The sequence below is a fragment of the Kastovskya adunca genome (assembly GCF_059505785.1).
Genome location: NZ_JCACLG010000002.1, coordinates 41,810 through 60,319, shown reverse-complemented (window position 1 = coordinate 60,319; position 18,510 = coordinate 41,810). Strand labels below are relative to the sequence as shown.

The 18,510-nt window shown below is 47.9% G+C and carries 21 protein-coding genes; 13 read left to right on the top strand and 8 right to left on the bottom strand.

Annotated features, from left to right (window positions below; all coding sequences use genetic code 11):
• Positions 1 to 132: 132 nt before the first annotated feature.
• Both AC5JR3_RS00830 and AC5JR3_RS00825 read right to left on the bottom strand, forming a co-directional pair.
• On the bottom strand, positions 133 to 501 hold the full coding sequence (locus tag AC5JR3_RS00830) for a VOC family protein (RefSeq protein ID WP_495842078.1): 369 nt from the start codon (positions 499 to 501) through the stop codon (positions 133 to 135).
• Positions 502 to 552: 51 nt separating this feature from the next.
• Positions 553 to 945: a sll0565 family protein gene (locus AC5JR3_RS00825; protein WP_495842076.1), complete on the bottom strand. Its 393-nt coding sequence runs from the start codon at positions 943 to 945 to the stop codon at positions 553 to 555.
• A 43-nt stretch (positions 946 to 988) separates the two neighbouring features.
• Between AC5JR3_RS00825 and AC5JR3_RS00820 the strand changes: the two genes are divergently transcribed.
• Entirely contained in the window at positions 989 to 1,273 is a 285-nt protein-coding gene (locus AC5JR3_RS00820) for a DUF6439 family protein (RefSeq protein ID WP_495842074.1), read from the top strand.
• On the opposite strand, the gene AC5JR3_RS00815 is transcribed toward AC5JR3_RS00820, so the two are convergent.
• Positions 1,270 to 1,710: an ATP-binding protein gene (locus tag AC5JR3_RS00815; protein WP_495842072.1), complete on the bottom strand. Its 441-nt coding sequence runs from the start codon at positions 1,708 to 1,710 to the stop codon at positions 1,270 to 1,272. The genes AC5JR3_RS00820 and AC5JR3_RS00815 overlap by 4 nt on opposite strands.
• Before the next feature lie 409 nt (positions 1,711 to 2,119).
• The gene (gene rlmD, locus AC5JR3_RS00810; protein ID WP_495842157.1) at positions 2,120 to 3,451 is read right to left on the bottom strand and encodes a 23S rRNA (uracil(1939)-C(5))-methyltransferase RlmD; all 1,332 of its coding nucleotides are present in this window, start codon (positions 3,449 to 3,451) and stop codon (positions 2,120 to 2,122) included.
• 156 nt (positions 3,452 to 3,607) lie between these two features.
• Here rlmD and AC5JR3_RS00805 point away from each other — a divergent pair, with 156 nt between their 5' ends.
• Together AC5JR3_RS00805 and AC5JR3_RS00800 are read left to right on the top strand one after the other, a co-directional pair.
• Entirely contained in the window at positions 3,608 to 4,093 is a 486-nt protein-coding gene (locus tag AC5JR3_RS00805; protein ID WP_495842070.1) for an allophycocyanin, read from the top strand.
• A 644-nt stretch (positions 4,094 to 4,737) separates the two neighbouring features.
• Entirely contained in the window at positions 4,738 to 5,229 is a 492-nt protein-coding gene (locus tag AC5JR3_RS00800; protein ID WP_495842068.1) for a hypothetical protein, read from the top strand.
• 81 nt (positions 5,230 to 5,310) lie between these two features.
• Here the strand turns inward: AC5JR3_RS00800 and AC5JR3_RS00795 are convergent, their stop codons facing one another.
• Positions 5,311 to 6,117: a hypothetical protein gene (locus tag AC5JR3_RS00795; protein WP_495842067.1), complete on the bottom strand. Its 807-nt coding sequence runs from the start codon at positions 6,115 to 6,117 to the stop codon at positions 5,311 to 5,313.
• Between the two features lie 264 nt (positions 6,118 to 6,381).
• Positions 6,382 to 6,660, bottom strand: coding sequence for a hypothetical protein (locus AC5JR3_RS00790; protein ID WP_495842065.1), 279 nt, complete (start codon positions 6,658 to 6,660; stop codon positions 6,382 to 6,384).
• Between the two features lie 182 nt (positions 6,661 to 6,842).
• Here AC5JR3_RS00790 and AC5JR3_RS00785 point away from each other — a divergent pair, with 182 nt between their 5' ends.
• From AC5JR3_RS00785 to AC5JR3_RS00765, 5 genes are all read left to right on the top strand, one after another.
• Positions 6,843 to 7,856, top strand: coding sequence for an RRXRR domain-containing protein (locus AC5JR3_RS00785; RefSeq protein WP_495842063.1), 1,014 nt, complete (start codon positions 6,843 to 6,845; stop codon positions 7,854 to 7,856).
• Positions 7,843 to 8,007 carry a hypothetical protein gene (locus AC5JR3_RS00780; RefSeq protein WP_495842061.1) on the top strand — a complete coding sequence of 55 codons (165 nt, stop codon included), beginning with the start codon at positions 7,843 to 7,845 and terminating at the stop codon, positions 8,005 to 8,007. The genes AC5JR3_RS00785 and AC5JR3_RS00780 overlap by 14 nt, the downstream gene beginning before the upstream one ends.
• Positions 8,007 to 9,455: a bifunctional orotidine-5'-phosphate decarboxylase/orotate phosphoribosyltransferase gene (locus AC5JR3_RS00775; protein WP_495842059.1), complete on the top strand. Its 1,449-nt coding sequence runs from the start codon at positions 8,007 to 8,009 to the stop codon at positions 9,453 to 9,455. The genes AC5JR3_RS00780 and AC5JR3_RS00775 overlap by 1 nt, the downstream gene beginning before the upstream one ends.
• A 353-nt stretch (positions 9,456 to 9,808) precedes the next feature.
• Positions 9,809 to 10,225 carry an orange carotenoid protein N-terminal domain-containing protein gene (locus tag AC5JR3_RS00770; RefSeq protein ID WP_495842058.1) on the top strand — a complete coding sequence of 139 codons (417 nt, stop codon included), beginning with the start codon at positions 9,809 to 9,811 and terminating at the stop codon, positions 10,223 to 10,225.
• Between the two features lie 503 nt (positions 10,226 to 10,728).
• Positions 10,729 to 11,343: a hypothetical protein gene (locus AC5JR3_RS00765; RefSeq protein WP_495842055.1), complete on the top strand. Its 615-nt coding sequence runs from the start codon at positions 10,729 to 10,731 to the stop codon at positions 11,341 to 11,343.
• An 81-nt stretch (positions 11,344 to 11,424) separates the two neighbouring features.
• Here the strand turns inward: AC5JR3_RS00765 and AC5JR3_RS00760 are convergent, their stop codons facing one another.
• On the bottom strand, positions 11,425 to 11,943 hold the full coding sequence (locus AC5JR3_RS00760; RefSeq protein ID WP_495842053.1) for a DUF7733 domain-containing protein: 519 nt from the start codon (positions 11,941 to 11,943) through the stop codon (positions 11,425 to 11,427).
• Between the two features lie 359 nt (positions 11,944 to 12,302).
• Between AC5JR3_RS00760 and AC5JR3_RS00755 the strand changes: the two genes are divergently transcribed.
• Both AC5JR3_RS00755 and AC5JR3_RS00750 read left to right on the top strand, forming a co-directional pair.
• Positions 12,303 to 14,195, top strand: a complete 1,893-nt coding sequence (locus tag AC5JR3_RS00755) for an iron uptake porin (protein ID WP_495842051.1) — start codon at positions 12,303 to 12,305, stop codon at positions 14,193 to 14,195.
• Positions 14,196 to 14,276: 81 nt separating this feature from the next.
• Positions 14,277 to 15,521, top strand: coding sequence for a hypothetical protein (locus AC5JR3_RS00750; protein WP_495842049.1), 1,245 nt, complete (start codon positions 14,277 to 14,279; stop codon positions 15,519 to 15,521).
• A gap of 114 nt (positions 15,522 to 15,635) precedes the next feature.
• Here the strand turns inward: AC5JR3_RS00750 and pirA are convergent, their stop codons facing one another.
• Positions 15,636 to 15,797, bottom strand: a complete 162-nt coding sequence (gene pirA / locus AC5JR3_RS00745) for an arginine synthesis PII-interacting regulator PirA (RefSeq protein ID WP_495842047.1) — start codon at positions 15,795 to 15,797, stop codon at positions 15,636 to 15,638.
• A 269-nt stretch (positions 15,798 to 16,066) separates the two neighbouring features.
• Between pirA and AC5JR3_RS00740 the strand changes: the two genes are divergently transcribed.
• From AC5JR3_RS00740 to AC5JR3_RS00730, 3 genes are all read left to right on the top strand, one after another.
• Entirely contained in the window at positions 16,067 to 16,870 is an 804-nt protein-coding gene (locus AC5JR3_RS00740; protein WP_495842045.1) for an SAM hydrolase/SAM-dependent halogenase family protein, read from the top strand.
• A gap of 101 nt (positions 16,871 to 16,971) precedes the next feature.
• Positions 16,972 to 17,631 (top strand): DUF2301 domain-containing membrane protein, encoded by a 660-nt coding sequence (locus AC5JR3_RS00735; RefSeq protein WP_495842043.1) that lies wholly within the window; start codon positions 16,972 to 16,974, stop codon positions 17,629 to 17,631.
• A 9-nt stretch (positions 17,632 to 17,640) separates the two neighbouring features.
• The gene (locus tag AC5JR3_RS00730; protein WP_495842041.1) at positions 17,641 to 18,405 is read left to right on the top strand and encodes a glucose 1-dehydrogenase; all 765 of its coding nucleotides are present in this window, start codon (positions 17,641 to 17,643) and stop codon (positions 18,403 to 18,405) included.
• Positions 18,406 to 18,510: the final 105 nt, after the last annotated feature.

Below are 18,510 nucleotides of genomic sequence, written 5' to 3'. Positions count from 1 at the left end.
TTGAACCATCGCCTGATTGTGCAGTTGAAACGCAGAGGAACGCTCATGTTGGCGCAAAGTTACATAGAGGAGTTCAGTTGGTTTTCGTTGTATGCGGTTGCTGGGTGTCGCCTTTGAGTAAGGGATGGAAGATCAACTCGCAGATACCTGAGTCAACTCAACGATATTGCTGTCAGGGTCTTGGGTAAACAGGGCTGCACGACCAGAAGCACTCATCTGTACGGGACAGTTGTTTGCTAGCAGTTTCTCTTTGGCGGCATCCAGATTCGTTACGCCTAGAGCAAAATGGGGATTACGTCCCCACTTTTCATTATGTCGCTCAACTGCAAGACCGGGATGAAGGATTAAGTGTAATTGGAACTGACTGATCTGATACCAGGTACCGGGGTACTTCAGAGATCGGTCTATTTTTTCTAACCCCAACACATTGCCATAAAAATTCTCTGATCGTTCTAAGTCAGAAACAAGAATTGCCGTATGAAGACACTGAGTAATTTCCATAGCAATTGATAAAGAGTACTGTTCAAAATCTGAGTGTGAAAGACAACAGGACTACCCTCCACAGGATCTCAGTAACCAGCCAATGACGATCCCCAGCCCTCCAAAGCGGACGGCTTGCCAAAATGGTTCTTTCAAGCTTCCCCAAGAAAACAAGCGGCTTTCTAAATTGAGTTCTATCGTCTCTAATTCGGTTTTAATTCGCTTTAATTCAGCCTTTAATGGCTGTCGCTGACTGATGGGGAGCCGTTGTTCTTTCTTAATTTGTTTTTGACGCTGTTGTAGTTCATTCTGCCGTTGCTGATCGCGCTGAATCTGAGCAAAACGTTCTTTCAGGTCAATGAGCGATCGCTCGGCGGCGGCGATCGCCTGTTCAATGTCGGCTTCATTGAGGTGGGGATCAGAGCTGGTGGCGGATGGCTCTGACGGTTCTTGAGGCGTTTTCATGCAGGCAGAGTACAGTAAAAATAAACCTACGTGTGCCTTCAGTATGCCTGAATCAACCCAAGTTACCAAAGCTGATGCCTTGAATGCCTTGAGTACTCTGGAACTGGCTCAAGCTCTAGCAGAGCGTCTGGCGATCGCCCCGAATGATTGGCACCGCTTGAAGTCTAACCGCAAAGCCCGCGCCAGCGAACAAGCTGCCGCCGCCTTGGTATTTCTCTTAAAAGATCACTCGGAAGACGCTCTTGCCCGCTTTCAGCAGGCGTCTGGATGGCTAGACCGCTCGATTTCTGCCCCACCTTGTCCAACTCACGGTTCCCGGAGCAACTAGTGCAGTAAAGGAAGCCGGGAGCGGCTGTTGACGTCTTTACAGAGCCTCAATTCTGTTCCTTGGCAATTCCAGTGAACCTGATCAAAGATATGGCGGAGGAGACATAATCCTCTGCCATTTTCTGCTTCTTCGTTAGGTAAATCTTCACTTTGACTCTCACAGGGAACGGCAAAACCCGACCCTTCGTCGGAAATAACCCACCAGTACTGTTCATCTTTTACCAAAAAATGAACGACTACCGTCTTACATGGGTCTAATTTATTACCGTGTTTTGCTGCATTTACCAACGCTTCTTGCAGCCCCAATCGCAGTTCAGGATGCCAACGGGGAGGAATTTGTTCTAGCAACAAATCTAGAATTGGACAAAGGTAGAGGGTAGAAGCGAAGCTAATCGTGCCCCAGTCGCGTCTCACTGGACGCAGTGATATAGCAATCACTCAAAAACACCTCTAGGTCTTGTTTAGTGGACTTTAAAAACGCGCTCAGCCTCATGGCATACCTCGCGATCGCGGCGACTGCACTCTAACATTTGCTACTGAAGCTATACCTGCACCTGAGTTGTTTGCTCAGGAATAGATAAAGCTGATAGCGCTTAGGACTAACTCCTATAAAGTGCAATTAATACCGCCTATTTAAACGAGAACTTCATTCGGATTTTGGAGCCTACCTGCACCCTTATTTTATATGTCTGGCCCAAAGAATGATTGCAAACGTTAATAGATAATAACGAAATGCACTAACTTCTTTAATTTCGAGGCAGCAATGTTCTTCTATTACTAATAAAAGAACCTGTCTCCTCCATAATACCGAAGTTTCTCCTTAAATACCAGACTACTGTCTCAAACCTCAGCGTTGTAAGAAGGCAGCGCATTCAACGTGAGCGGTTTGAGGAAAGAAATCAGCGGGTTGGACAAAGGTTAATTGGTAGCCGCCTGATTGACATAACAGCTTGAGATCCCGCGCTAAAGTTGCAGGCTTACAACTTACGTAAACAATCTGCTTGGGTTGCAGTTGCAGGAGGGTTTCGATCACCGTGCGATCGCATCCCTTACGGGGTGGATCTAGTAAGACCACATCCGGTACGATCCCCAGTTGTGGCAGCAAGGTTTCCACCGATCCCGTCTTAAAGCTAACATTGGCGATCGCATTACGTTCGGCATTGAGTTGTGCTTGCTCCACAGATGCCGCTTGCACCTCCAAACCAATCGCCTCTCGTACCCGCTGTGCCAAAGGCAGCGTAAACGTTCCAATGCCACAGTAGGCATCGAATAACACCTCATTACCTTGAAGGGAAAGCTTCTCTTCAATTACCTTTAACAGCGCCTCTGCTGCTTCCGTATTGACTTGAAAAAACGTCTCTGGCAAAAGCTGGAACTCTAAGCCAGCAAATTCCTCTAGCAAATAAGGCTCGCCCGCCACACAACGCGTTTCGGAGCCAAAGATGGCATTAGTACGCTCCGAGTTGCAATTGAGGAAGACACCCACCAGTTTTGGGTAGCGGGACAGCCAAGTTTGCGCTTGGGCTTCAATATCGCCTAAGTTCCAACTTGTGGTCACCAATGTCAGCAGCATCTCACCTGTCCGGCGTCCAATCCGCAGCGATAGGTGACGCAGCCGTCCCTGGTGACGACGTTCGTCATAGATTGACCATCCCCGTTGCTCAATGTCCTGTTTAATCTCAGCCAACAGCGGGTTCAATCGGACATCTTGCACGGGACATTGATTGAGGTTAACGAGCTGGTGGCTGCCTTTTTGGTAATATCCGGCTTGTACCTGACCGCTAGCGGAACGTTTTAGAGGATAAGTGGCTTTGTTGCGATAGGCAAGAAAATCGTCACCACTTAGGATGGGGGCGACGGGGACGGCGGTAAAGCCACCAATGCGTTCCAACGCTTGCACCACTAAATTTTGCTTCGCCACACGTTGATACTCATAATCAACATGTTGCCACTGACAGCCACCGCACTTATCAGCAACGATGCAGTGGGCTCGGATGCGATGAGGAGATGGCTCCAGAAGTTGGTGCAGCTTACCTGTAGCATAGTTGGATTTGACATTCAGCAGGCGAACTAAAACGCGATCGCCACTCACCGTATCGGGTACAAACACCACCCGCTTCCCTAAACGTCCCACCCCATCACCGGAATCACTGAGATCGGTGATGGTCACCTCTACCAACTGACCTTGTTGGCAAGGCTCAGAAGCGGGATCAAAATCAAGTTTATTTGTCTTATCTGGTGGTTGAGTTACAGACACCGTACTTTCCTCTCTTTCTTTGTGTCGCCGTGAATCGTTAAACTACAGAAGTTACCTGAGTTAACCAAACCCCATAGTATGAGTGTAGTTAGCCAAGTTATTCTCCAAGCCGACGACCAACTCCGTTATCCCAGCTCCGGCGAACTCAAAAATATCCAAGAGTTCTTGCAAACTGGGGTGCAGCGGATGCGGATTGCGTCCACGTTAGCGGAAAACGAAAAAAAGATTGTTCAACAAGCCAGCAAACAGCTTTGGCAGAAACGCCCGGACTTTATTGCTCCGGGGGGGAATGCCTACGGCGAACGTCAACGAGCCTTGTGTCTGCGTGACTACGGCTGGTACCTCCGGCTGATCACCTACGGACTCTTGTCTGGTGACAAAGAACCAATTGAAAAAATTGGTTTAGTTGGCGTGCGGGAAATGTACAACTCCCTCGGCGTCCCTGTAGCTGGTATGGCTGAATCAATCCGTTGCTTGAAAAATGCTTCTCTCGGTTTACTAAGTGAGGATGAGGCTAAAACAGCCGCACCTTACTTCGACTACATTATTCAAGCCATGTCGTGATATCCTCCCCCACCATAATCTCTGATTTGGTGGGGGATTCCCTGGAATTACTTCTAGGGTTTCCTGGTTACTCTCTGGCGAGATTGCGCCACTTCCCACATCAAATAAATTTCCTGCTTGTGCTTGCGTATGTTTGATCTTCAGCGATACCGCTGGAGTCTCTTTTTTTTGGGGAGATTTATTTCCTCAAAGACAAATGCTAACAAAAAACCGACAGTCTCTTGTGCAGAACCTGTCGGCTGGTTGTGTGTTCCCTATTGATGACTCGGCTAGAGTTCAGTCGCCTTTTAGTATGACCACATGGTAAGGATCTGATGGAGATCTAGATCAGTAAGTCAGTGTGAATCCGATCACAGCCAAAAAAGAGGTGATTTTTCTCCCATAGCCATCCTCGATGAGTTAGGAAATATCTAGGGTTGCGGTGTAGGGGTGTATAGCTATATGCCCCTACCCAAGAGTTTGCCAATGATCTAGAACGGCTATAGTCTCTAGTGTTCCTACTATTTTCTTCTCAATACAGGCAACTTTCCTCTTTCTCTGTTTTACAACTTTTGAAAATGGGTTGATTTCGATGGCAACAATCTGTACAAGTTAGGTTGTGGTTTAGTGGTGAGAACGCTTATTGCCCACCAGCACCGCAACAAATGGCATTTATCAAGAACCTGCCACGATTTTCTCTAATACTGCTCCTGTTTACGTACAGTATCTTTGGTTGGTTGTTATCCGCTGTCGAAGTGTCTCCTTGGACATGGTTGATGGGTGCGGTGTATGTTTTACTGATTGCCTCAGCGCTAACGGCTCCTTTAACACTGATGAAAAGCGTGTTTGGGGCTTGGCTAGAGTCAGATACTAGAGCGTTTCTTTCTATAGTCGTCGGGGCACTGATTAGTGTAATCATCCTCAATTGGTTTGAAGTGTTTATGCGTATTTTGGTTTTAATTGCCGCTAGTACCCTGGCAAGACTAGATATGCAGACCGCTGGATATAAGGAATGGCCAGCTTTCTGGGTTTTAGCCATTGTTTCTATAGCTGGATTTGGATTAGGTATAGTGCTCCACCAGCTTGTTAATTTTTATCATTTGGCTAATTACCTACCGCAGATCTTTTTCTCGTCCTCCCAAGTATCGGGGGGGTGAAGGTTCTAGAATGCGGCATCAACTGCATCAGGGACGATAACTTGGTACGGTAGCCAAAAGAGGAGGCGATCGCTACAATACTTAATCGGTCTGGGGAAGTCGAATTTTCACGGTTCCTTCTGGTGTCGTAATTACTTCTCCGCCCAGTTCCTCTACCTGATTAATCGCAATCTGGCGCGATCGCTGATCGGAAACATTACTTAAAACCATTGTCCATGCACTAATTTGAGCCGACTTACTGTCAGGATTATCAGCGAGAAACTCAGCCGTTCGACGCGATATAGCGGCAATTGTCTGACTTTCTTGATCGGGATGCGTACTTGCCCACTCTGCTGCCTTTTCAAAAGACTGCCTTGCCGCCTCAGCATCACCCAAGAACAGCAATTCATCAATTGCCTTTTGCCGCCAAACAATATAAGACTGTCGAGGTGCTTCGGGAGAAAGGGACTCTAGTCCTTTTTCCATGAGTGCAATCGAACGTTCTGGCTTCGCTGCATATAGGGAACCACTGGTTGAGAGATAGAGGTAAGCGTCTAAGAAGTGGGGATCTTGCTCGACAACGACTTCAAAGTATTCTGGGCTGAGTCCGTATCCCGTAACGGCGCGCACTGGCTCATCCCCAAAGTACTGAAGAAAATTTAGAAACGCCCAGTCTGCCAGCAGATTGTCAAAACCAAAGCTGGGAATGTTTTGTAACACTTCAATACGGAGTTTTTCTGCCTCAACGTCTTGCTGGAGATCTTCAGGCGAAGCCGTACTAGCTCGATTACTCAAACGATGGAGCTGCGGCACCTGTAGCAGTCCCACCGCCACAATACACCCCAACGCCACAAGGGATGCCCAAAGGGACTGATTGAGGCGTTGAGTCAACGGTAAAGGCTTTGACATGTTACTGAGGTATCGACTTAAGTTGATTGATATCTTCCCGCCGCCAATTCGGAGTAGGGAATATAGCGGGGGATTCCCAAAATGACGCTTTGGGTTTCCTCTTTCCACGACTCGGCTTGCATTGAGGAGTTGACTCACTCCTTGCAGAGGTCGATGTCTCCAGAAGGGTTAGTTCCTGTGGGGCACAGGGTAGGAAGTGCTAATTTCAGGATACACACACTCTCTCTAGTCTTGTGAGTTTTGGGAAGTTTACGGCACAGGCGTTTAAGCGCTTTCTAAGAGGTTCTGGATTTGACCGGAGTCCCGTGAAAAAGTCAGTCCTACGCTGGCGGCGAACCCGTTGATGAAATTTCTGGAGATGTTCCGGCGGAATGTCTCTACCAGAGATAAATTGTCCTCAGCGATGTGTCTACGGCTATGACGACGGCGTCTGGGGTAGGGATTTGGTGTCGAAGCACCACCATCTGAACCATCTGAGGGAAAGTAGAGAGATATCCCCAGGCAAAACTGTAAATCGTGGTCACGTACCCCCGGCTGAAGCACGGGGGCTGGAATAAGCTCAAGCCATAGAGCGATGTCAGGTTAAACGCGAGACTAGACTACGCCATCAGGCAAGCTGAACGACTTAGCGCGTGGCAGCGCCACCAACGCTAGAGACACCTCCCTCATCCCTAGCCTCTTGAGTCGTTAGCGTCAAAGGGAAGTACATAGTTAGGCTTATCGCCATGCCATCTGTACCTGTTGTCGATAAAAATCAGCGTCCCTTGATGCCCACTACGGCAGAACGCGCAGAGCGCTGGATTCAAGCTGGCAAGGCAACGCCATTTTGGAAACGCGGTGTATTCTGCGTTCGGTTGAATGTCGAGCCGTCATCGCGGTTCACCCAGCCCGTTGCGGTGGGAATTGACCCTGGCTCAAAAAGAGAAGGGTTTACCGTTAAATCTCAATCTCATACCTATCTCAATGTACAAACTTATGCCGTGGATTGGGTCAAAGATGCCGTTGAAGCAAAGCGCCATATGCGACGTGCAAGACGATTTCGTAAAACTCCCTGCCGCCAACCTCGATTTAATCGCCAGCGTGGCGGGCTTCCGCCTTCGACTAAAGCCAGATGGCAATGGAAACTGAGAATTGCCAACTGGCTCACAAAGCTATTTCCGATTACAGCTTTTGTGGTCGAAGACATCAAAGCTCCCACGTTCAAGAAGGGGTGGAAGTGGAATGTGAGGTTTTCCCCGCTTGAGGTTGGGAAGAAATGGTTTTACTCCGAATTAGAACGATTTGCCCCCGTTCATAAGCTGCAAGGACACGAAACCGCAGAGCTTCGCAATCAGCTGGGACTGAAAAAGTCGAAGCAAAAGTTATCCGACAAGTTTGAAGCGCACTGTGTCGATAGCTGGGTGTTAGCCAACTGGTACACCGAAGGTCACGACAAACCGGATAACACCCGATTAATTGTCATCATTCCGCTTCGGTTCCATCGCCGTCAGTTGCACCGATTCCAGCCGGGTAAAGGAGGAGTCCGCTCGCCCTATGGCGGAACGATATCGGCAGGATTTAAGCGGGGCGGAATCGCCAAGCATCCGAAATACGGCGTTGTCTATATCGGAGGTGCATCGAAAGGAAAGGTGAGTTTGCATTCCCTGGAAACGGGGAAACGGTTGTGCCAGAACGCCAAGCCTTCAGATATCAAGTTTTTGTCGTTTAATTCATGGAGAACAATACATGCTGCGAACTAGACGGCGGTCACTGAGCCGGGTCGAAGTGCGGTTGAAACCGTGGTCGTTGACTTGTACTGAGCCTTGTCGAAGTAGCCTAGCCGAAACGCACGAGTCGATGCACCTCCGCCACATCAATGATGGCGGTTTCCAAGCTCCCGGAGGTTCGTGATGAGCTTTTTCGACAAATTAAATGCCGCGATCGCCCGCAATCAATCCTTACTCTATGTAGGACTTGACCCCAATCCCGAATTAATGCCGGAACGTTACTGTTCTGGTGAAGATACTACCCGGCTGATCGATGGGTTGTGGGAGTGGCTGCAATTTATCATCACCGAAACCGCCGATCAAGTCTGTGCCTACAAGCCCACTCTGGGCTTTTATGAAGCTTTGGGCGTTCCGGGACTAGAACTGCTGCACAAGACACTAGCCGCTATTCCTACGGATATCCCGGTGATTTTGGATGCCAAACACGGGGATATAAACACCAGTACTGTCTTTGCCAAAACAGTTTTTCAACAGTGGGACGTTGATGCAATTACCCTCAATCCCTATGCCGGACAAGACCATGTTGCGCCATTTTTGGTTTACCCTGGCAAAGCTGTTTTTATTCTGTCCTGCACCTCTAGTCCGGCGGCTGTCGCGTTGCAGCAATACCCCAATCCTGAAACTCCCTTTTACTTGCAAGTCGTTAATGAAGCTAAAAACTGGGGTACTCCCGAACAAGTCGGCTTAGAAGTTGGCATCTCCAACCCGGAGGTGCTCGCCCGCATCCGTGCGGTTGCGCCTGAGCGAGGGATTTTGGCACGGAGTATCTGGACAGAAGGAGGGAGCGACCTAACGCAACTTTTAGCCGCAGGCTTAGATAAGAATGGGGAGGGACTGCTGATCCCGATTTCTCCAGAATTTTTAGGTAGCGATCGCTTATCTGAGAAAGTGCGATCGCTGCGAGAGCAGGTCAATCAAATTAGACAGGAGATCGTCCGCGAGAGTGTTACCTGTAACTTGTGGATGTCTGATGTCTGTTTGTTAACTCAACACCGCCACCAAGACTTGATTCTGCAACTCTACGACATCGGCTGCATTCTCTTTGGTAGCTTCGTCCAAGCATCAGGAGCAACATTCCCCTACTACATCGATCTCCGCAAAATTATCTCCAATCCCCAAGTTTTCAACTTAATTCTGCTCGCCTACGCAGATATCCTCAAAGACCTGCAATTTGACCGCATCGCCGGGATTCCTTACGGTTCTTTACCCACCGCTACTGGGCTAGCACTGCGCCTCAATTACCCGATGATATTCCCCCGTAAGGAAGTCAAAGCCCACGGCACTCGCAGGCTAATTGAAGGCAACTTTGAGTTGGGGGAAACCGTGGTGGTAGTCGATGATATTCTCATCAGTGGCAAAAGTGCCATAGAAGGTGCAGAAAAAATCAAATCGGCGGGCTTAAAGGTCGAGGATATTGTGGTGTTTATGGATCACGAACAAGGAGTTAAAGACCGATTAAGAGCCAGTGGCTACCGTCCCCATTCCGTCTTAACAATTTCTGAAGTCACAGAAATCCTCTATCAAGCCGGACGGATTGATGAAGAACAGTTTACATCTATGGCCAAATTGTAGAACTGATATTACAACAGTTGTTCGGCTTACTAAAAATATCACATCTTTCTTTTGTTAGATTCACCTAGCTATTTTTCCCAGTAAATCTCTATCCTTTTGCAGAAGAATTTCAGTCAGCCTTACACCTTTAATCTTTAGGGGGAAGATGTTGCTGAAATTATTAGCCATTTATCCTTGATGATTGGCTCTACTTTTAAACTGGTATTTAACAGATTTGGCTCAAGAAAATAATTGTTATTTTTTGGTTGTCAAGTCAAATGTTAATCAGTCTAGAAAACTTCTATCCCTAGAACGGAACTCAGAAGAATAGAGCCAAGCATGTAAAGCTGCCCTCAATTTACAGGAGAATATCTGTGGCAACAAATACCGTCAGCCAAGTTGTAACTTCATTTAAAACCTTATCAGAAGCCGATCAGCTAGGGGCGATGGCGTTAATCTTTCAAGAAAAAGCGAACGACATCCCTACAGAAGTGAAAAATGCTTCTGTTATTCCTGCTGAAGTGATAGCACAAATGAAAGAACTGGCTCCCGAAGAACAGCTTAAACAATTGAGCCTGCTTCTGAGTAATGATATTGGCATAGCTGAATACAAATCTCTAGATGCGGCTTCTAAGCTCACCATTTGGACTCAGATTGCTCAAGAATTAGGAAATACCTTTCCGGCACTTACAGATGACTATAGACCAACTGCACCAACAATGGATGTATTGAATGCGGTGAAGTCATTTGATCGTGAGCAATTTCTTTCTTTTCTCAGCGATGTGATCTAAAAATTAATTGCCTTAACTATTAAGTGATGCTAGCCCTACCTAGGCTTACCACTTTGTAGTTAGGGTGATTTTAATAGCGAAATATTTGACTTGAAATAAACCGCGAAGACGCTAAGTTGCCCAAAAAAGAACATTAAGAGAGTTTTCTTAAGCAGGTTTCATCCGATCGGAGTTTGAGACAGACTCTAGCCTATGGGAGCCTGAGTGAGCTGAACAAAGGGTTAGAAAAATCGGGATAGCTTGAGCTAAGGTGACGCGAACTGCTAATCTATTGCTATTCAATAGCGTCTAATGCCCTGAAAAGCCAGATTGACCAATCTTTACGCTCCTCAAAAGCTGAAGTGCGATCGCTCCTGGGGGTCTAAATTCCCAGGGCGAAGATTCTAGTCTGGAGCGGATAAAAAATGGTAACGCTCTAGCCACTCCAGCTTGCTACGGCAAGACAGGTGGGGTGGCTAATGTTTTGGGTTGCCATCAAACCCAAAGTTCAGTATCGATCACTTATGTCTCATAACTTAATTACTGCCGGGATTATTGATCCCACTCAATTCCCTTTAGATCGGGTGCAACGGGAAGTCGCGGTTTGGCTCAGGATTTCCCTCTACAAAATCGAACGTCTGGAGTGCTGGCATCACCAAGCCTGGGTGAAAATTGTTGGCGTGGGTGTCAAGTTTGTCAGTTATCGTTGCTTGCCAATTTGGACAGAACTGGGGCTAGATGCGATCGCTGACTGTAGTGATCGCCCCAGCTTGGAGGAGTTGGGTGAGATTTTGGCGACGGAAACGAAGCTTTATAGCGATCGCTATCAGCCCAAAACCTTGCAGCAATGGCGGGACGCCTGGGCAGAACAATCCCAGAATCTGCGAGAAGAAGCTGCCCTGAAAGCCGCAGAAGAAGAACGCCTCAAGCCATTTCGCGCTCATCAGCAGGAGGGGTTAAAGTGGCAGGAAAGTTGGCAGCATGTATTGCGCTACTGCCAAGATTGCAAGTCCCTGGAGTATTTAGCGCCAGAAATTAAGCGGCAAAGCGAGACGTTTGCTGATTTGCCGGAAGTCATTGGGGCAATCCAAACGCGATGGCATCAACGCTGGCACGAACTTAGTCAAGCCACTGCCTAACCTTACTTACAGAAGCCCTCAGTCTGTCTAGATCTGGGAAGGCAATAGCCCCAGGCTGACAACCTGTGGGCATTTTTGTAGCTATCTTTCCTGTACTTCCCAGCGCAGAAGTCGTGGAAGCTGTGCCAAATCTAAGGCATAGTTTCCAATCCACAGCACAATTTCTACTACTAATAAATACCGTACCCACATCAGTTCGTTTCCTGGACTGAGAATTGTCCAGCCCTCATACAACTGCCAAAAACGGTAAGGCAGGTATAAATAAGGAACCATCACCCACACGACTGAACGAAATCGCCTCAGGGTTAAACTCTCTGAAAGAATTTGCAGCGCCAGCATGATGAAGTAGGGAATAAATACCGTCAGCACGCTGGTATAACCCTGCCACGCACCCCAGACTATTGCCACTAAAGGAGGTACGACTCCTATAAATTGCACCGTTCCAAACCAAATACGAAACCAGCCGGGTAAATGTTCAGGAAGAGTGTAAGGTTTTGCCTGTCGCCATGCCCAACCCACAATTGCTAAAAAAGCGGTTGCCAGTACAAAGAAGATGAGGTTTTCTAGGAGCAGGTAAGTTTCGGTGTTCAAGGAAGTCATTTAGAGTACTCTCAGACTCTGGTTTTTCCTATGTTCTCAGGTTGAGGGCAAGATCATACTGATTGGGTGGGAGATGGGCTACGGTGTACACACAAGTCCGACGAGACGGCTTCGCCTCATAGATATCCTCTCTAACCTCCCTTGAAAAATGGGGAACAGAAATCTTAGTTCCCCTCTTGATGCTTTCTGATTCGGAGGAACCGGACGTGTCCTAGCAGACGCTCGTAAACTCGCTACCGCTTCGCTAACGCTTTTTAAGGGGGATCGAGGGAGATCAGACAACCTTTTGCATCGGTTAATTTTCCTGACTGAAGGAATTATCGCTGTCAATCTTATTCGGAGAGTAAGAGAGATAGCTAATGAGTGACCTGAGTCTGCTGACTGTTGCTGTCTTAACAGCCGGAAAAACGTCTCCCCTAGAAGCGCTGCCACCTTTTCCTAATCTGCCAGTGAACTCATTCCCCGACTCATCTGAGGATGAATTATCACAACGGGAGTTACCGAGTGTAGAGGCAACGATACCGGAATTTAGCGCGATCGCGTTTAGTTCTGAGTCTCTGCAATTAGAACCAGCAACATCATCGAACTCTACTGAGATTCCAGGTTTTCAGGATACCCGCGATCGCGTCTTGGGTTCCGACGAGGAACGTAAGGCATCAGTACCTGTAATAGCGATCGCTAAACCGATAACAGAAGAGCAACCCACACCGGAATTTTCTTCCTCGCTTACAGAACCGAAGGCGGCGATGGCTCAAGTTACCTCCATAGACCAATTATCGGATGTGCTTCCCACTGACTGGGCTTACCAAGCCCTCCAGAACCTTGTCAAACGCTATGGGGTACTATCCGGCTATCCTGACGGGACATTCCGGGGCGATCGCCCAATTTCTCGCTACGAGTTTGCCGCCGCTTTGCAAGCCACGCTAGATACGCTTTCTAAAATCATTGCCGAACAACAGCAAACCCAGGTTTCCCAAGCAGATCTACTCGTTCTGGAACGTTTGCAAGCCAACTACGCCATCGAATTAGCAGATTTAAAAAGTCGAATTGATGGTGTAGAAGCTCGCACTACTCAACTAGAAACGCAGCAGTTTTCCACCACTACTCGACTATTTGGTCAAGCGATCGTTGGTTTACAGGGCAGCAATCAAGTAGATGTAGATTTGTTTCCCAGAGATGGAGTGCCAGAACGTTCTGGCGAGGCACAGCTCAATTTAGCAGGTAATGTTCAGCTATCTCTGGCAACCTCGTTCACAGGACGCGACTTGCTGCTGACGGGGTTACAAGCGGGGAATCTTGTCTCTTTTGCACCGCTTGTCTTTACTAATATGGGGCGCTTATCGACGGAGTTAGATAGCGGTAATGACTTGGTTTTGAGCGATTTATCCTACCGTTTTCCCCTTTCTCCTAACTTCGGCGTTATCGTTGGCCCGGCGGGAGTCAATGCTATCAATACTTTTCGCGGTATTAATCCCCTAGAAGGAGCTGGGGAGGGGGCGATTTCCTTATTAGGTCAGCGCAACCCGATTTTGGGAATCGGGAATGGTACGGGCGGTATTGGCTTAGACTGGCAAGTTAACCGACGCTTGAGCGTACAAGGGGTATATAGTGCCGAAAATCCCAGTCGTACAGGCATTTTTAGCGGGAGAACTACTGCGGGGGTGCAGGTAGCGATCGCTCCTACAAATAATCTCGACCTCGGCTTACACTACCTCTACTCTCACTCTCCCGATGGCTTTCTCAGCATCGGTACGGGCGATAACCAACTACTCTCACCCCTAGCCCCCATCATCTCGCCTGAGACATCCTTTGCCTTCAATACTCACGCCATCGGAGCCACCTTAGCGTGGCGTGTCAACCCTCGCTGGACTATGGGAACTTGGGGAGGCTGGACTCACTCCGCTCCAGTCAACCTTTCAGGTGCTGTGGAAACCACTAACTGGATGGTATTTTCTGCCTTTCCTGACCTATTTAGTAATGGCAACATGGGCGGAATTTTATTCGGACAGCCGCCTAAAATCACCTCCAGCACCTTGCCGGATGGCTTCAACTTTCCCAACTTTTTACGCGACTTAAGTGGGACACCAGGAGGGCGTGCGGATACAGCCTTGCATCTAGAACTTTTTTATCGCGCCAGAGTTACCAACAACATTTCCCTGACTCCAGGTGTTTTAGTGATTTTCAATCCCGACCACAATGCCGCTAATGATGCTTTAGTGATCGGGACACTCAGAGCCTCATTTCAGTTTTAAGCCAAATCGTTTTTCCAGTTTCCGGTTTGGGCGCATCTGCTCGGTAGATCTAAATCGAAGGCAGATAAGGAACATCTAGCAATGCAGCCGATTTCATCCCGAACCCAACTAGGCTTGAGAGTGTTGGCTAGCGGCAGTTTCGCTGCCACGATTCTGAGCTTGGGGACATCAGGGGCTTTTGCCCAGATCATTATTAACGGCACTGGCACGGTAACGGGTACATTTACGCCTCCACCTGGCAACCCAAATTTCAATCGAAGCACGACAAGAGTAGACACGAATGCCGCAGGTCAATATTTCCGCAACGGTGTTTTGGTTTATTCTGCCCCCGATCCTAGTTATGTCGGAACGAGAGCCGATGGCAGGCACTATGTAGACTTTCGGGGAATCCCTGTTGTCTCTACGAATGGAACGATTACCTCTGATGTATTTACTAGCGGTAATCTTCAACCCCGCACCCGCACGGGACAGGCAGGAACCACATTATTTGGGACAGTTCAAGACGAGTTTGTTGCCAGAGGCTACTGGGAAGGGATTGTGACTGATCCAGCCACAGGGCAACAATATCAAGGTGTATTTGAGTTTCGGGGACAAGGCCCACGATACAGCGATGCCAATGGGGGTACTAGTCCAACGGTGTTTGATTTTGGCTCTGAGTACAATTTTGCTAATGGGCTACGTCCCACAATGCCAAATCCTCTCCCTTCATTTACTATCCCTGCGAGTGGGATGCCTGTGAGGTTACGGGTAACGGTGCCTGCGGGGGTTAATCCGGTTAATCCAGTTAATCCTCCTGTTAATCCAGTTAATCCGGTTAATCCTCCGGTTAATCCGGTTAATCCGGTTAATCCTCCGGTTAATCCAGTTAATCCAGTTAATCCTCCTGTCAATCCGGTTAATCCGGTTAATCCTCCTGTCAATCCGGTTAATCCAGTTAATCCTCCTGTCAATCCGGTCAATCCGGTTAATCCTCCTGTCAATCCAGTCAATCCGGTTAATCCTCCTGTCAATCCAGTTAATCCGGTTAATCCTGGAGGTGTTACCAGCCCTGAACCTGTCACGGGTGGGGGTGCTATGGCTCCGGCACCGATTGCAGGTGGAGGTAATATGGCTCCAGGAGGCGGGAACGTAACGCCGCCAACTAGCGTTGATGCGCCTGTTTTCAGCAGTAATGGGACATTGAACGTTAGCCGTGTTGTTCTGGATTATTCCGCTTGTGCGTCTTTGCCACCGGATAAGGCAGAGGAAAATAATGCTAGTTGCGGGATTGAGCCACCTACAGATCAACCGATTGTTGGCCCTCGCAGTCGGGTGCTGTTGCGTTGAGCAAATCGCCTAAAAAAAAGGATGTCACCCGACAATGGTGACATCCCTGTTAAGTTTTCCGGACAGGTGTAAGACTCATCTGTGTGAGGTGTCAGGATAATTTTAAATGCTGCTTTAGTCGAGGCGAAGGTAGCTGGCTTCTGCTTCTAGCTGCCGGATCAAGGATTCGTCACCATTGGCTCTCGCTACTTCTATGCGGTGCTGCAAGTTTTTCCGAAGATTCTCGCGATGGGCAGTGGCAGCTATTTGTGCTTTGTTATGCAGATTTTTGTTCACGGTAAACATTCCCTCGCTTTTAATTCAGATATAGTCTCTATCCCAAATTAACATGGACAGAATTAGGCTGTGTAGAGCAACTGTGTTATTTGATACAGAAATTAGCAAATATTTAAGTATAAGCGATCGCTACTGATTTATTTCGCCACAGGTTGAATGAACTGAGTCTGTCTGGTTGACTTTGGCAAAAAGCCGATTAGATATCCTAAGGTGAAGCGCCAAGCATGACAACTGGCGATTGGCGATCGCTCTAATCCTTACCTGCAATAATGCCCAAAAGTACGATTCTCACACTTCTAAGTGACTTTGGTTTAAGCGATGTTTATGTGGGGGTGATGAAGGGAATTATTGCTCAAATTAACCCACAGTTAATGGTTATAGATTTGACCCACCAGATTCCGCCTCAAGATTTGGCAGCGGGTCGATTTTGTCTGATGAGTGCCTGCCCATACTTTCCAACGGAGACGGTGCATGTGGCGGTTGTCGATCCGGGTGTGGGGAGTCGTCGTCGAGCGATCGCGCTGCAATTGGAATCCGGTTTTTTTGTCGGCCCTGATAATGGTCTTTTTAGTGGTGTATTGAGTCAAAGTTCAGCTATCGCTGTGGTGGAGTTAACTAATTCCCAATACTGGCGCTCCCCTACCCCCAGCACCACGTTTCACGGTCGAGATATCTTTGCCCCGGTAGGAGCGCATCTTGCTAGTGGTGTTCCTCTAGAAAAACTGGGAAAACTTATCGCTCCAGACTCTCTAGTTCAACTAGAAATTCCTGTCAGGAAAGTCACACAGACAACAGTTACAGGTTGCATTCAGTACAGCGATCGCTTCGGTAATTTAGTCACAAATATTCCGGCGGCTGATGTGGCAGGAAAGACCTGGTCAGTTGCCATCGGCGATCGCCTCATTCCCAGCGGTCAAACCTACAGTGAAAGCCAAGTGGGAAGCCTGATTGCCTTAGTGGGTAGTCACGGCTGGGTGGAAGTTGCTGTTCATGGCGGTAATGCTCAATCCCAGTTGCAGCTCAATTGGGGTGCAGCCGTTGAAGTCGTGTTGACCACAGCCGAGGAGTATTGAAGCTAAAGTAAAAAAAGACCTAGATAATGTAGAAACATAACAGGCTACGCCTCTACATTTAGTAATAAACGACGATTAGAAGTAGGAATATACGACTTTTTATGACATTACAACAGCCGTTGCAACCAGAAGTTTACCAGGGACAATTTGGGGAATTTACGATTACCGATCGCGATCGCCAGGGCGTGATCATCTACCGCGCGGCTCTCATGGTGGCGGCGTTAAGCTTCGCCTTGGGTAGCGCTTTGGTGCTGGTGCAGGGAAACAATCCAGCCGTTTTATCAGCTCTGACTCCCCTCTATGTGGTGTTTTCTCTGGGGTTAGGGGTGAGTTTGCTGACGATTCACATTTACATGGCATCCCTGCATCGACTGCTGCAACTCTTCTGGCTGATTGGCAGTGTGGCAGCTGTGGTAGTGGCGTTGCAGAGCCGCGAACCGTTGGCGTTGTATGTGTACGAACACCCTTTAACCATTTTAGGTATCGGCTTTACTTTTGCTACCTTGACAGGCATTTACTTCAAGGAAGCCTTCTGCTTTAATCGCTTTGAAACTAAGTTTCTCGCTCCCTTAGTACCCGCGTTGCTTTTAGGACATCTCGCAGGTGTCTTACCCCCAGCATGGGGAGCAAATTTATTAGGAGCTTGGGCAGTGCTATTTCTAGTGTTTGCCCTACGCAAAACCGTGCAACCGATTCCACCGGATATTGGTGATAAGTCGGTTTTTGCTTATCTTAAAGAACAGCAAACGGCTCATTCTTGAGGAGAAATCATGAGTTTGCAGGGGAAGGTGGCAATTGTCACCGGAGGTGGACAGGGAATTGGCAAGGCGATCGCGCAGCGATTTTTGATAGAAGGGCTAAAAGTCGTTATTGCTGAAGTTGACGAAGCAGCCGGAGAGGAAACCGCAGCGGAATATGAGAATTTAGGAGCGATCGCTTTTATTCCTACAGATGTTTCCGATCAGGAGTCTGTTAAAAACTTGGTGGAAAAAACCAGCAATAAATTTGGCGGCATTGATATTTTAGTCAACAATGCGGCTCTGGCAAATCCTGAAAATCCTCCGATTACAGAACTCAGTTTAGAGGATTGGAATCAAACGCTTGCGGTTAATCTTACAGGCGCATTCTTGTGTACAAAACACGCGGTTCCTTACTTGAGAAAAAATAAAGGCGCAATTGTTAATATTGCTTCTACAAGAGCGTTAATGTCAGAGCCGGATACTGAAGCTTATGCTGCCACAAAAGGTGGAATTGTTGCCCTAACTCACGCTTTGGCAATTAGTTTAGGCTCAGATATCCGCGTCAACTGCATTAGCCCAGGATGGATAGAAGTTAGTAACTGGAAAAAGCAATCCTCTAAACAAGAACCACAACTGAAAGAACAAGATCATCAACAACATCCAGCCGGAAGAGTCGGGACACCTGAAGATGTGGCTTCCCTGGTGGTTTATTTAGTCTCCGAGGAAGCAGGATTCATTACGGGGACAAACATGATCGTTGATGGAGGCGTGACGCGGAAGATGATTTATGTCTAATCTTCTTACCCCCTCTCAAACAATCAGCCCAATTGTCTAGCAATCGCCACATAGGTTAGGACATTCCTGATTCTCTAAAAGCAAGTGCTAGTTGAATCTTAAACT